We start from the raw sequence: 14,954 nt of genomic DNA, 5'->3' as shown, positions 1-14,954 counted from the left end.
GAATATGAGCCAGCTGTTAAAACTAAGGTACAAATTTTGAAGGTGATTTTAAATTGATAACTGGATTTGTCCATTTTGCTACAAAGTTTGTAGATAATACATAAACAATAATAGCAGATGTAACGAATAAATAGATATAAGTGAAAATCGAAATCGGATCCTTAAATGGATAAAGGTCGAATCCGCGAATAACACCGATTGCTATGCCGTGTAATAAATAAACATACATTGTGCGCTGACCTATATAGGTATAAAAATGTTTTTTGGATGACATCAAATTCATAAAAGAAAACATCGTTATACAGATAATAAAGTATAATAATAGCCTTTTGAGCGGACTGAATATATTTTTGCCATCTAATGAACTATAAGGAGAGCTTCCTAATAACCAATCAGGATTAATCGGATGTATCGTATAAATGACATAAAATGCTATTAATATCGAAATAGATATCGGCAACCATCTTTTATTACGCAAAATCATAGTTTGATGTTTGTTCATTAAGTAACCAAGATAAAAAATCGGGAAAAAGACGATTGTTCTAGAGTAACTCATATAACCATCAATATTAGAAGAAAAACCAGCAAACATTGCCACTAAAATGGCAATAGGCATTACATAATAGGCTTTATAATTTTTTACGATAACTAAAATAACATGGAACATAAATAGTGTAAGTAAAAACCATAAAGCAAATACAGGATTAAATGGATCTAGCTGTAAATTACTGCTTTTTCCGGTTAAATAATAATAAACTGAAAAGAAACAGAAAAAACAGATGTAGGGAACTAATAATTTTTTAGCTACTTTTTCTAGGTGGCCAGGTTTACCTGCATTTTTTGAAAAATACCCTGAAATAAATAAGAAAGAGGGCATATGAAAGCTATAAATCAATAAATATAGCGATCCCATAAACTTATGGCCTTCTACATAAGGATTAATAAGATGACCAAGTACCACGAGATATATGAGAAACGCACGTGCATTATCGAAAAAATAATCGCGATGATCGAGTGTCTTGTGCATAACGATATGTATCTCCTTTAAATAATTAGGATATCCCTAACGTATTACATATTTATAGTAAATTGCAAGATAAACAACTTTTTGATGCAAAGTGTCGTATATTTTGTTGCTTTTATAACTTAAATGATGTTGAAAGTTTAAATTTGATGAATTATAGATGTATTTAATCTGAAAGCAGCTCAAAAAATAATGAATTACTGGTTTGAATTAAACTTCAATTAAATAATGAGATTGTCTGACTGAGTTTAAAATAACGAAATAAATCTTGTGCAACTCTAAAAATTTATTAACTCTTTACTTCAGTAGCGATGTAGTTCATAATATAAATAATTAAAATGAGTGGAGTAGTCAGCTATGTATAAACAACTTGAACAACAAATTACTGTTACAAATAATGATTTGATTATAGTAAACAAACGTTTTGGACAACGCGCAAATTTAACAACAGAGCAAATAGAACTTTTGAGAACCCTTAACGAGTATCATCGCTTGTCTCAATTTGATTTAACAATGAAAGTAGGGAAGGAACAATCTATTGTTTCTCGTTGGATAAAAAAATTGGTCAATCTTGGTTATGTAGTACGTCATCAATCACATCAAGACTTACGATGCAAGGAACTAGAAATTACAGACAAATCACGTATTTTGATTAACCAGATCAATGAAGCACGTCAAGAATTAATAGAAGCACGATGTGAGAAGTTGTCTGAAGATGATGTTAAACAATTAAACGAACTATTAGTGAAATTGAATAAAAAAAGTTTTGTCATATAGTCATATAATTGATAGAAGCACAAGTTGTTTTTACATAGGTATGACATGTGATTTTAGGCAAACAAAAGGAACGCACTTCAACTTGAAGAGCGTTCCTTTTGTAGTTGTTTAGCCTTTATAATTATCTACATCGAAATATTTACCTGATTCACCAATAGAATCATACATTGTTTTCATACGAGTTGCATTATGGCTTGCCCAGTTAATATCAGTAGCATATTGGTGGTTGCCAGGTGAACTTGGGTTCCAGCGCATACGATATAACGTATTTTGACCTTGGTTAATATAAGCATCTTTAATGAATTGAGCGCCTCCGACAATTGCTTTGCTTACTGTGTCCCAACCATAATTTTGAGCAGTTTTGAATCCGCCACGGACAGCATCAGTATCAATTGCGCCTATACCGAACATATTGTAATATTTTTTGCTGCTGTTTGTAACAACTTTATTATTATTATCTACATATCCGCCATTTGAAAGTTCGGATGTACCATTGCCAGTTTCCAATAAAGCATGAGATATTAAGTAGATTTCATTAATATCATATTTTTGTGCAGCTTGAGCAAATGCTGCACCTTGTCCTTCTAAGATACCTTTTCCTTTCAACAATTGGTTAACACTGCTTGTTGAAAGATTTTGTGCTTTATCTAGACGTAAGAATTGGTATTTTTGTGTAGCATCTTCAGTTATAGTTTTTGGATCTATTGCAGTTTTCACTTCATCTTTAGTCGCATTTACCCATTTGCCAGGTGTGTGTTGAACCTGTGGTGGCCAAGGTGAGCTAGATTGAATATTAGCTGCTTGGTTTAATGAATAATTAGAAGTAGTTGTTCTAGTTAACGTGTCACGAACATCTGCAGCTTTAACCCAAATTGCAGTACCATTTGCTAAAGTTCCGTGATACCAAGTAACACCGTTTACAAGTTGTTTTTCATATACAGAAATGATATTACCGTATTTATCTCTTAATGAACCTAAAACTTTACCGTTTGGCGCATTATAATAATTACTTCCAGCATTTGCGATGATATAGTTGTGTTTATATGCTGTAGCAGGTTGTGCTTTAACAGGAGTAGTCGCTGCTTTAGCATTTGATTGAACTAAATCTTTTTCAGCAATCCAACCTGTTTTGCCATTTACAGTACCGTAAACATAAGCTGCACCATCAACTATTTTACGTTTAGATGCTTGGAAGGCACTATTAGTTTGTTTTAAATTATCAATTTGTTGTTTTGAAGTACCCCAAGGCATTGTATAAAGTCCGTTGCTGCCTTGTTTAACATTGTATTTTGTTGAAACAGGGGTAGCGTTACTTTGATTTACAACTTTCACATCTTTAGCATTCACCCAACCAAGAGGTGTTGTAAGCCCATTGTTTTGTAATAGATAGTAAAGTGTACCATCTTGATTACGTTCTCTTAAAATGTCGTAAGTGTAACCTAAATACTTAGCTGCATTAGAACCTTTAGCATCATAAACTGAAGCACGTAAACCATATTGATTAGAAACATATTGTCCTAATTTATTTACAACAACAGTTTGATTAAGTGGAGAAGTACTCTTAGCTTTAGTAGCAGTTGTTGTCTTCGCAGCAGGTTTAACAGCAGTGTTAGTCGCTGTTTTGGCAGCAGGTTTAGCTGTAGTTGCTGCTTTAGCTGTTGGTTGAACTGCTTTTTTAACTGCAGTTGCAGCTTTAGTTACAACATTAGTTTTGGCAGTAGTTTTAGTTGCTGTATTAGCTTTAGCAACAGGTTTAGCCGCAGTTTTAGTTGCTGTATTAGTTTTAGCAACAGGTTTAGCTGCAGTTTTAGTTGTTGATGGTGTTGTAGTGCTAGCTGCTTTAACTTGTGTTTTTGGTGCTGCAACAGTTTTAGTAGCAGTTTTTGGTGCAGTATATTTTGATAATTTTGCACTATCAACCCAAGCGTTTTTACCATTCACTGCACCATAAACGTATGTTGAAGTACCGACTTCAGTTTGTTTTTGAGCTTTAAACTGTTGAGCGCCTGTTCCTGTTACTGAACCGATAGATTGAAGTTCAGAACCCCAAGGTGTGTGATAAAGTTTTGTGCCTGGCTGCACAGAATATGTTGTTGTATTAGCTGTGACAGGTTTACCAACACGGTAGTCGATATCACTAGTTTGAACCCATCCCACGTTAGTATTTTTATTATAGTCAGTAATTAAATAGAATGATTTATCGCCTAATAAAGCTTTTTTAGTTAAACGATATGTTCTGTTATTAACTGAAGGTTTTTGTACGCCAGCTTTGTCATATACAGTTGTATATACACCATGGTTATTAGCTGCAACACGACCAATTGAATCAACAGGAATTACTTTTAATTGTGAGTTAGAAGGTGTTGTTGATGGTTTTGGTGTGTTTGATGTATTTGTTGTTGTGCTAGATGTAGTACCCCAAGGTGCTACTTTTCCTTGTTTAATTAAATATTTTTCATTAATTAAATCATATAACTGATCATAACTATAGTTATGCGCTTGTAAATAAGCGTGTGGATCTGAATGGTCAGTTCCGCCTAAATATTTTGAAATGGCATAGTGAGTCCAAACTGTACCTTGACCATCGTATTCAGCGCTATCTGGTGTTAAACCATAATATTGTAAGTTAGTTGCTGCATAGTCGGCATAGTTATTCATTTGACGAGCGAAACCATCATAACTATGTTCATGCACAAGCTCGATGTGGATGAAACGTTGGTTAGCAACGGGACCAGCACCCCATGCAAGATAGTCAGTATCTGCAGTTTCTACAATACGGTTTCCATCGATAAATCCATGTACAAAGGCATTTTGCCAATTGTTTTTCATATAACTAATTTCGCCATTAATATTTGAATTATCATTCGCTGTATCATGAACTACAATACCTTCTGGTTTGCCGTAGCGGTATTCATTTTTAGGAAGATATGGAGAAATATCTTGTTCATAAGTTGGCGCTTTAAAGTTGTTTTTACGAATATAATCATTAATAGATGAGTTCACAGCTGGTTTATACTTCGGTAACGAAGAAGTGGCAGCTGTTTTAGCAGTTGCAGTTGCCGGTGCTTTAGCCGTTTGAGCAGCAGGTTGAACTGCTAGTTTTTGAGTTGTATTAGTTGTCGGTTGTGCAGCGAAAGAGCGCATAGCTAATTTAGGTGCGGCTTTGCTTTCTGTATTTGCAGTTTCTGATTGTACAGATTGTTGTACCGCTTCTTTGTTCGATTGTTCAGACTTTTGTTGCTCTGGGTTTACAGTCGCTGTATTGTCTATTTGGTCTTTATTTTGTTCAATATTACTTTGTTGATCATTTGAATTATCTAAAGTTTTTTCATTAGATTGTGGTTGAACAGCATCTTGTTCTTGTTGAGGTTTTGTTGCATCATTTGTACTTTGTTGAGCCTGATTATTGTCAACATTAGTTTGATTTGTCGGATTTTGAACCTCGTCTTTTGCTGATTGCTCAGGTTGCTGAGATGTATTTGTAGAATTGTCTTCAGATGTATTAGATACATTTGATGGCTGCTCATCAGAAGTTTGTCCTGCAGCAGTAACATTACTATTGTCTGCTTTAGAATCTAAATCCTCAAGTTTTGAATCATAGTTCAAATTTTGATTATCATTAACAGGTTGTACTTGAGAAGGATCTTTATATGCTTGTGTACCTGCAACTTTATTATTTGAATCATTCGTTTGAACTTGAGTGCTTTTCGTTTGATTAGTCGGTTGTTGTGTCTGATCTGCAGTACGATTGCTGTCTGTGTTTGTATTAGTTCCAGTTGAACTATCTGCAAAAGCTTGATGCGTAGTGATTGCAGTGCCTGCAATAGTGAGTGCTATGATAGCGGGTGCTTTGTAATGAAACTTTTTAGACATGAAACTACTCCTTTTTTACCATATATTATTTTTGGATATATTACAGTCTGTAGACAAACGTTTCGAGTTGTATTTTCTGTCCTCGAAGAAGTTTGTAAATCATTACCTTAAAAGGTACGGTGTAACGCCAGAAAATATATAACGTGATATAGAAGTAACAGAATCGCTGTATGTAAACAGACTCTCCAAGTTTATATATCCAATTCAAAGTGACTTAACACATGATAGTTTGGTTAAATGATAGGATATAAGGACTTGTAATTACTATGTAATATATCATTTTCATACAGTATAATACTTCTTAAGTCTTAGATTAGCCTTTTTAATCATTTTGTAATCAAACCTTAATATCTTAAATTCATTATGAAATTCTTCGGTTGATAAATTGTTAGATTTTTATGTTGATTTTCCAAAAGAAAAAGGACTTATAATCAAAGTCCTTTTTCTTGTATTTGTTGAAAATGTTAAAGTTGCTTTTGCATTTCGATATGTTCGATTGCTTCTTCTAAAAATATTTCGCCTTGTGGATGATAACCTAAAGATTCATAAAAAGGTTGAGCTTGAATTTGTCCATTTAATATTGCTTCTTTAAAGCCATCTTTTTGAGCTTCTTCTTCAATAAATTGCATTAATTTACGGCCGATACCATGCATTCTTTGATCTTTAACAACAACAACGCGTTCAATTTTCGCTTTATTTTGATATGAACGATATCTTGCAGCTGCAATAGGTCTATGATTAACATCATATACAATGATATGAGTAGCTTCATCTTCATATTCATCAAATTCATTTTCTTGAGGAACATTTTGTTCATCTACAAAAACTTCTTTTCTAAGTTCGAAACAGTCATTTAATTCTTTTTTGCTTTTGGCAATTTTATACATAGTCATCATCCTTTTTAAGTTTCAATTAGTTTTAACAGTTTTTCCAAGGATACAAAAAAATCGCTGTAAATGCACTCGATTTGTTGCATTTACAGCGATAAATTTTTATTGAGCATATTTTCTTACAATAGCAGTATATTGCCAGAAGATACGCATTTGAGCAATGTTCCAATTGTTCATTCCCATTGTGAAACCGGAAGGTTTAAAGATATTTACATCTGTTACTTCTAAAGCAGCAGCAATAAGATATTGAATAGGGACACTGATTTGTTGCATGGTTTCTGTAACACCATTTTCATCGTACACCCATGAGAATGGTAATTCAGCTTGGAATACGTCTACACGATCGAATATTTCTGGAAGTGCGACAATATAACAAGCACCATCGATAAACGGATTTTCTACACTGTCTTTATAATAAAGAAGTAATGCTTCGTAATTCTCGCGATGTTCATGATTTACATAGAAAAATTCATTGCGAAAGTGTGCCATATCTTTACTATGAATGATTTGCTGTTCTAAAATACCAAACATTCCATTAATATTGTTAAGTTTTTCATATGTTTTTCGTGTCATCATGTTCTCTCCCTTCTATAATTAATAATACCCTTGATTAGAAGGTGCTTGTTGACTGTTGTTCATATCAGGCTGTTGGTTTCCTTGTTGTGATTGATCAGGTGCTTGTTGTTGGTCTTGATTATATCCGTATGGATCTTGTTGAGCATTCGGGTCTTGTTGAGACCCATCATTCGGATTGCCTTGATTCTGATTATCTTGCTGATTATTATCTTGCTCTTGGCTTTGGTTATCATTATTACCTTCATCAACATCAGAATCATTGTTGCCTTTAGAAGTGTCATGCTGATTCTTGCGTAGAAGGCTTTTATCAATCTCAGTTAGTGGAACGAGTTCACCATATTGATCAATGACACGTTGATTCAAGAATTCATTGTCATTTTTAATCTTAGATAAACCTAAATCTCCACGCAATAAATTAGAGAACTTCTTAATACTTTTCATGTCTGGATTGTAATAATAAATACCATTCAGCATGTCGTTATCGCCTTTTAATTGATTAGTTTTAATTTTAAGATCAGATGGAAGATATGTACTTAGTAGGGCTTGTATATCTTTATTTGATAAATCATGTTTAGAATTCTTTCCTACAATTTCAACCAAATTGTTCAATTTATTAACTGAATCTAATTTTTGGGCTTTCTTAAATAGAATTTTAATCAATTCCATTTGTCTTTGACCACGCTTCAAGTCAGAGTCTTGATGTCTAGTTCGAGCCACAGCTAAAGCTTGGTCGCCGTTTAATTTGCGGTAACCTTTTTTCACTTTGATACGACCGTCATCATTTGTGTTAGGTTCATTGATATCGTATGGTACGTCGTAATAAATACCGCCTAATTCATCTACGGCTTGAACAAACGCATCCATATCCACACGTACATAATAATCTACAGGTACGTTTAATGTAGCTTCTACGGAATCCATTGCTGCAACAGGACCGCCATAAGCATGAGCGTGCGTTATTTTATCATAGTATCCTACTTTTGGAATATAACTGATTGTATCACGTGGGATACTTAGCATTCTTACTTGGTTTTTGTCAGGATTAAGTGTAGATAAAATCATTGCATCTGTTCTTGAATGTTCCGTAGATTGACCATTTTCTCGTCTTCCTTTATTATCATCTATTCCTAAAAATAAGATGGAAACAGGATCTTTAGAAGGGTTTACTTTTTCACTTCTCAAATTTGATTTTCTATCAGTGTTGTCACCACTAAATGAAGTATTAATGGCATTTTGAGATGTTTTTAAAAGCATCACTGCAAAAATGATAGGAATAATGACCAGGACAAGCGAGAGTAAAATTAAAAAATATTTAAAAACTTTGTTCATTATTTTTACCCCTGGTTTTAATTTTGTATACACAACAATTGCCATAATATTATTTACACAACAAACGGCAATCACTTCTAAATCTGTTCATTATAACCATATATTTTAATACGCTTATGGTCAAATTACAAACTTATAATACAACCTATTATTTCACAAACTTCTACAATACTAAAGAATATCAGAGGTTTAATTTGAATGTTTACATTATTTTAATAAAAACGGTTATTTAACTGACCATCTTAGTAGGGAATGTAGATTAATTAATATGGCTTAAATGTGATTTTGTTGATTCAATAATGATTTAATTTTCTTGTTAAGATATAATAGAAATGTTGAAAATACTCTGATCTGTTAGAAAAAAATAGAACGAATTAAGAGGTCTGAGAGGAGAATAAAAATGAGAGTTAATTGGGAAAATAAACTTGAGGAAAGTTTAGTTTCAGATTTTTATAATGAACAAAGCGATGTAATTCGTGATGAAGGATTTGAAGATACATTAGCGTTTGGCACAGCTGGTATCAGAGGATTATTAGGTTTAGGACCTGGTCGTTTGAATGCATTTACAGTACGCAAAGTAGCTGCAGGTTTAGCTAACTATCTTAAAGAACATAAAGCAAATTCAAAAGTAGTCATTCATTTTGATACACGATTTTTATCTGAAGAATTTGCTCATGAAATTGCTGCAATATTAGCAGAAAATGGTGTACATACAATAGTAGGAGACCGTTATCGTTCCACACCTGAACTTTCATTTGCGGTAAGATATCTAAATGCTGATGCCGGTGTTATGATAACAGCCAGCCATAATCCTAAAGAATATAATGGGATTAAAGTTTATGGTGCAGATGGAGGTCAATTACTTCCTGAAGCTTCTGAAATGTTGAGCAGTTATATTAATCAAATTGAAAATCCTCTTGAGTTAGATGGGGGAGATTTTGAAACAGGTTTAAATAAAGGTTTGATTACGTATTTAGCCAGCGATGTAAGCAAAGCATATCGTGATTCTGTTGAAGCTCTTGTTAAAAACATTCCATCACAAAAAGATAAAGTTGTACTTACTAGCTTACATGGTACAAGTTTGCCGCTATTATCTGAAATACTAGATGATTTAGGTTATCGCAATTATGTGATTGAAGAAGAACAATCTAAACCAGACGGCAGTTTTCCAACTGTAGCATATGCTAATCCTGAAGAAGAACAAGCTTTTGATTATAGCTTGCGCTTAGCAAATAAAGAAAATGCACAACTTATTTTAGCCACTGACCCTGATGCTGATCGCTTTGGCATGATTGAACGTTATGAAAATGGGGAGTATCGTTATTTCAATGGTAATGAAATTGGTTTGATTTTATTAAAGTTACGTTATGAGAACATTAAATCAAAAAATAAAAATACACCTTTATATATGGTGAAATCTATAGTGAGCAGTGCAGCAAGTGATCGTTTAGCACAAGCATTAGAAATTGAAAACAATACTGTTTTAACTGGATTCAAATATATCTCTGAAATTCTTCAAAACAAAGAGAACTCAGAAGATGAACTGGTTTTAGGATACGAAGAAAGTCATGGTTATTTAGCAGCCCCATTTTCAAGAGATAAAGATGCTATACAAATGATACCGTTAGTTGTAAAATATAAAAATCAATTAACAGAAAAAGGAATGAATTTCCAAGATTTGTTAACTGAAATTTATAAAGTTACTGGTATATATAAAGACTGTACGATTTCTCCAAAATTTGAGGGACTAACTGGACGTCAAAAAATGGATGATTTACTTGAAGACTTCCGTAATAATTCACCTAATGAAATTTGCGGGTTGAAAGTAAAAAGAGTTGAGGATTACCAAACTTGTTTAATTACAGATATAGATAGTGGTGAACAAAGTGCTACGGTTCTACCGAAAGCGAATCTGATTCGTTTTATTTTTGAAGAAGGTTTTATAGCATTACGACCTTCTGGAACAGAACCTAAAATCAAAGTTTACTTTTCGTTAAATGTAGGGGACTTAAACAAAGTGGTGACTGAATTTAAATCAACTTATTTATCCTAGTTGATGAATGTATTGATTGAATGACTACCCAAATGAAAACACCGGTACAAAAAAGAGGAAAATATGAAGAGAATTCTAATTTTTGTAATTGCTGTTGTTGCACTTGTATTTGTTATAACCTATGGATTAAACCGTCATAATCATGTTCAACCGAATGATAAAAATGAAAAGAAAATATCGGGACGTATCGCAAAAGAAGATGTTGATTATGAAACAATTGTAAATAAAAAAGAACCGGTTTATAAAAACATAGATAAATATCTAAAAAAAGAAAAATTCAACGGCACCATTGTCATCTATCATCAAGGTAAAATTATGTTGAATAAAGGTTATGGTTTTCAAGATTTTGATATCGCCCAAAAAGCTTCTCCAAATACAATGTATTTGATTGGCTCTGCCCAAAAATTTACGACTGGCCTGATGTTGAAAAAATTAGAAACTGAAGGAAAAGTGAATATAAATGATCCAATCACAAAATATCTTCCATGGTTTAAGACGAGCAAACCACTCTATTTAAAAGACTTTATGCTTCATAGAACAGGGTTGAAAAAATATAAAGCTACAAGTCAAATTCATGACATAGATGGCGCATCGAAATGGATGCAAAATGAAGGTATTCAGCCTGGTATGTATCATAAGCATATGTATAATGATGGAAATTATATTGTTTTGGCACGCGTAATAGAAGTTGTTACAAAAGAATCTTATGCAAAATATTTTAATGATAACTTTGCGAAGCCATATGATTTAGAAAGAACCGCTTTTTATAACGACACAACTTTCCAACCTTATATGGCACAGGGATATAATAATATGAAGATTTTCCAAAAGCCTGAGTTTCTAGATCAATACTATGGAGCTGGAAATTTATATATGGCACCTAAAGATGTTGCAAAATTAGTCATTGATTTACAAAATTATAAAATTTTCTCTAAACAAGTGACTGATCCATTACTTTATAGTGTTAAAACTAAAGAATATCCAGGGTCTTATCGATATGGATTTTATTCAAACGGACAAGAACATCGTCTGAATGGGGTGTTTTTCGGTCAACAACTGACTTCTTATTTTAATAAGGATTATGTTGTGGTAATGGGTAATAATTATCAAAATAAAACTGGTAAAAACGAAAAAATGCTTCATCATATTTATGTAAATATGCTCCATCAACGTTCTCCTAATGTGAAGAAGCCAATAAAAAAAATCAATCGACAAAATGTCGGTTGATTTTTTGTTTGAATCTAGTTATTCATCTTTGAAAAAACAAAAATAAGTGAAAGTATAGTTTTACTATGTAGACATACACAAAATTCCAAATCTTTTCTTAATATTTCCTTTACATTCGGGTAGATAATTAATAGACGAGGAGGAATTGATATGAAGACAAAAATGTTATCATTACTGCTTGCCTCTGGAGTTGTTTTAGCAGCTTGCGGTCAAGGCGGTTCAAGTGATGAAGGTAAAAAATCAGATAATGATAATAACAAAACAGAACAAAAACAGTCTGGTGATACTTCAAGTACTTCTGAAACAGGTAAAAACAGTAAAACAATTAAATTGAATGATATTAAAACTTCGCCTGAAGATGCGGTAAAAACTGCTAAGAAAGAATATGATGGAGAAGTAAAAGAAATTTCGTTCGAAAAAGAACAAGGTAAATGGGCATATAAAGTAGATTTACAAAAACAAGGTGAAGAAGCCGAAGTTGTAATTAATGATAATGACGGCAAATTAATGCATAAATCTACTGAAAAAGAAGACGATTATGATAAAAATAAATCATTTGAATACAAAGATTTCAAGTCTTATAAAGATATTATTAAAAAAGCCCAAAATGATTTTGATGGAGATATTCATGAATGGTCACTCTCTAAAGATGATGACCAAGGTAAATTTGTTTATGATTTAGATTTACAAAAAGGTAATAATAAACATGAATTCAGCTATGATGCTAAAACCGGTAAATTATTATCTAATGAAAAAGACAATTAAAAATTATAGTTTGAACAACTGCTTAGGAGAAATCCTAGGCAGTTTTTTTATGGAAAGATAGGACATGAGAATTTTAATTACATATTATGTACTTTATTTGTCAAAAGTTATTGCAAACTAGATAATTTTTTGAATTTTGAATTGACTATACCATAGGGAAAAGTTACATTATTATTGTGAACAAAAACGAACATTAACGAACAAATAAATGCTGCGATTATATTTTTGAATATTGATCGTTGAGGTTCGTTTTCGTTGATAAATAATACTATTACACACAACATCATGAGGGGGGAAATACCATGAGCAACAAAGAAGAAAATATGATGATTGGTTTTACAATCGTAGCAATTGCAGGCGATGCACGTCGTGAGGTTATGGCTGCTTTAGCTGCTGCTAAAGATAACAACTTCGAACAAGCCCGTCAACATATTGTAGAAGCAAATGATTTCATCACTGAAGCACACAAAGAACAAACACAAATGTTAGCAAAAGAAGCAGCCGGAGAAGCATCTGATATTAGTTTTATCATGGTACATGGTCAAGACCATTTGATGACAACAATGGCATTACGTGATGCAGCAAATTACATGATTGATCTTTATGAACAACTACATGATTTAAAACAACAATAAGCAGGTGACAGCATGAATAAAATTATCAAAATGATTGAAAAAATGAAGCCATTTTTTGAAAAGATTGCATCTAACCCTTATTTATCTGCAATACGTGATGGTTTCGTGGCTTTAATGCCAGTAGTACTATTTTCATCTTTATTTATCTTAGTAGCATATGTACCGAACGTTTGGGGCTTCCATTGGCCGAAAAATATTGAAGATATCATCATGAAAGTTTACAACTTTACAATGGGGATTCTTGCTGTATTCATGGCAGGTACTGTTACTAAATCATTAACAGACAATCGAAATTTGAAATTACCAAAAACGAACCAAATTAACGTAATTTCAACTTTTGTAGCAGCTGAATCATCATTATTGATTTTAGCTGTGAAACCTATTAAAGACGGTATCAGCATCGAATTATTAGGTACTAAAGGATTAATCGCAGCGTTCTTAGTAGCATTTATTGTACCTAATATTTACAAATTCTGTATTGGTAGAAATATCACAATTAAAATGCCGCCTCAAGTACCAGGTAACATTGCACAGGCATTTAAAGATATGATTCCTTTTGCATTTTCAGTATCATTCTTCTGGATTGTAGATATTGTTGTAAGAGCATTTTCTAAAGGTAATACTGCAGAACTTGTTACTAATTTATTATCTCCATTATTCAGAGCCGCTAACGGTTACTTAGGCTTTGCGATCATCTTTGGATTTATGGCTTTCTTCTGGTTTATCGGTGTACATGGACCATCAGTTGTAGGTCCGGCTGTAATCGCGATTATGTACAATAACCAAGTTGAAAACTTACGTTTATTCAGAGCAGGTGAACATGCACATTATGCATTAACACAATCAACTCAAGACTTTGTTGCACTTATCGGTGGTACAGGGGCAACGTTATTAGTTCCTTATATGTTCATGTTGTTGTGTAAATCACCGGAGCTGAAAGCGGTGGGTAAAGCGTCCTTTATCCCGACAACCTTTGCGGTAAATGAACCGTTATTATTCGGTGCACCAATTATCTTGAACCCAGTATTTATGATTCCATTCATTATTACACCAATTTTAAACTCATGGGTCTTAAAATTCTTCGTAGATAATTTAGGAATGAACGGATTTATGCACTTCTTACCATGGCCGACTCCAGGTCCAATTGGTATCTATATGGCATCAAACTTCTCAGTATTATCACTATTATTAATTGCCATAATCTTAGTTTTAGACTTTTCAATTTGGTTCCCATTTGTAAAAGCGTATGACAAATTGAAATTAGATGAAGAACGTGAAATCGAATTAGCGAAAGCAAGCGGAGTTGCTGTTGCTGGTGCTGAAGCAGGCGCTGCTGCAACTGCTCCTGTAGAAGTGGAAGAAAATACTCCAGATTACAATTCACGTGAACATACAAATGTTTTAGTTGTATGTGCGGGTGGTGGAACAAGTGGTATCTTGGCAAATAGCTTAAATAAATATGCTAAAGATAATGACATTCCATTAGAAGCAACAGCACGTGCATATGGTCAGGATATGGACTTAATTAAAGATATGGATATTGTAATTCTTGCACCTCAAATGGATGCGATGAAAGACGAAATGAGAAAATACACAGATCAATATGGTGCAGTTTTAGTACCAACGACAGGTAAACAATACATTGGCTTAACTCGAGATGGAGAAGGCGCAATGAAATTGATTTTTGAAAAAATCAACGAAAACCAAAAATAATATTCAGGAAGTACACAAATATTGCCCCTTGCTGCATTACCCACGACATCATGAACTTGCATAAGCGGTAAGGGGCACCATTTGTGTGTGAA

At 33.1% G+C, this 14,954-nt stretch carries 11 protein-coding genes; 6 read left to right on the top strand and 5 right to left on the bottom strand.

The window, feature by feature from the left end; all coding sequences use genetic code 11:
• Positions 1–22 precede the first annotated feature (22 nt).
• Positions 23–1,027: an acyltransferase family protein gene (locus tag DYE31_RS09155; RefSeq protein ID WP_015899912.1), complete on the bottom strand. Its 1,005-nt coding sequence runs from the start codon at positions 1,025–1,027 to the stop codon at positions 23–25.
• 354 nt (positions 1,028–1,381) lie between these two features.
• Here DYE31_RS09155 and DYE31_RS09150 point away from each other — a divergent pair, with 354 nt between their 5' ends.
• The gene (locus tag DYE31_RS09150; RefSeq protein ID WP_015899913.1) at positions 1,382–1,801 is read left to right on the top strand and encodes a MarR family transcriptional regulator; all 420 of its coding nucleotides are present in this window, start codon (positions 1,382–1,384) and stop codon (positions 1,799–1,801) included.
• A 108-nt stretch (positions 1,802–1,909) separates the two neighbouring features.
• On the opposite strand, the gene DYE31_RS09145 is transcribed toward DYE31_RS09150, so the two are convergent.
• From DYE31_RS09145 to DYE31_RS09130, 4 genes are all read right to left on the bottom strand, one after another.
• Complete coding sequence (locus DYE31_RS09145; RefSeq protein ID WP_015899914.1) at positions 1,910–5,674, bottom strand: glucosaminidase domain-containing protein; 3,765 nt, start codon at positions 5,672–5,674, stop codon at positions 1,910–1,912.
• Positions 5,675–6,138: 464 nt separating this feature from the next.
• Complete coding sequence (locus tag DYE31_RS09140; protein ID WP_015899915.1) at positions 6,139–6,561, bottom strand: GNAT family N-acetyltransferase; 423 nt, start codon at positions 6,559–6,561, stop codon at positions 6,139–6,141.
• A gap of 105 nt (positions 6,562–6,666) precedes the next feature.
• A complete protein-coding gene (locus DYE31_RS09135) occupies positions 6,667–7,137 on the bottom strand; it encodes a DUF2538 family protein (protein WP_041613100.1) in 471 nt (156 codons plus the stop codon).
• Positions 7,138–7,158: 21 nt separating this feature from the next.
• Positions 7,159–8,469, bottom strand: coding sequence for an LCP family protein (locus tag DYE31_RS09130; RefSeq protein ID WP_015899917.1), 1,311 nt, complete (start codon positions 8,467–8,469; stop codon positions 7,159–7,161).
• Positions 8,470–8,869: 400 nt separating this feature from the next.
• Here DYE31_RS09130 and DYE31_RS09125 point away from each other — a divergent pair, with 400 nt between their 5' ends.
• The 5 genes from DYE31_RS09125 (at position 8,870) to DYE31_RS09105 (ending at position 14,862) form a co-directional block, all read left to right on the top strand.
• Positions 8,870–10,522 (top strand): phospho-sugar mutase, encoded by a 1,653-nt coding sequence (locus DYE31_RS09125; RefSeq protein WP_015899918.1) that lies wholly within the window; start codon positions 8,870–8,872, stop codon positions 10,520–10,522.
• Positions 10,523–10,585: 63 nt separating this feature from the next.
• Entirely contained in the window at positions 10,586–11,749 is a 1,164-nt protein-coding gene (locus DYE31_RS09120) for a serine hydrolase domain-containing protein (protein ID WP_015899919.1), read from the top strand.
• 150 nt (positions 11,750–11,899) lie between these two features.
• Positions 11,900–12,514, top strand: a complete 615-nt coding sequence (locus DYE31_RS09115; protein WP_015899920.1) for a PepSY domain-containing protein — start codon at positions 11,900–11,902, stop codon at positions 12,512–12,514.
• 302 nt (positions 12,515–12,816) lie between these two features.
• The gene (locus DYE31_RS09110) at positions 12,817–13,149 is read left to right on the top strand and encodes a PTS lactose/cellobiose transporter subunit IIA (protein ID WP_015899921.1); all 333 of its coding nucleotides are present in this window, start codon (positions 12,817–12,819) and stop codon (positions 13,147–13,149) included.
• 12 nt (positions 13,150–13,161) lie between these two features.
• Positions 13,162–14,862 (top strand): PTS lactose transporter subunit IIBC, encoded by a 1,701-nt coding sequence (locus tag DYE31_RS09105; protein ID WP_015899922.1) that lies wholly within the window; start codon positions 13,162–13,164, stop codon positions 14,860–14,862.
• The last annotated feature ends 92 nt before the right edge of the window (positions 14,863–14,954 follow it).

The organism is Staphylococcus carnosus, from assembly GCF_900458435.1.
GTDB lineage: Bacteria > Bacillota > Bacilli > Staphylococcales > Staphylococcaceae > Staphylococcus > Staphylococcus carnosus.
Note: the sequence above shows the minus strand (reverse complement) of the source record. Positions and strands in the feature narration are given on the sequence as shown.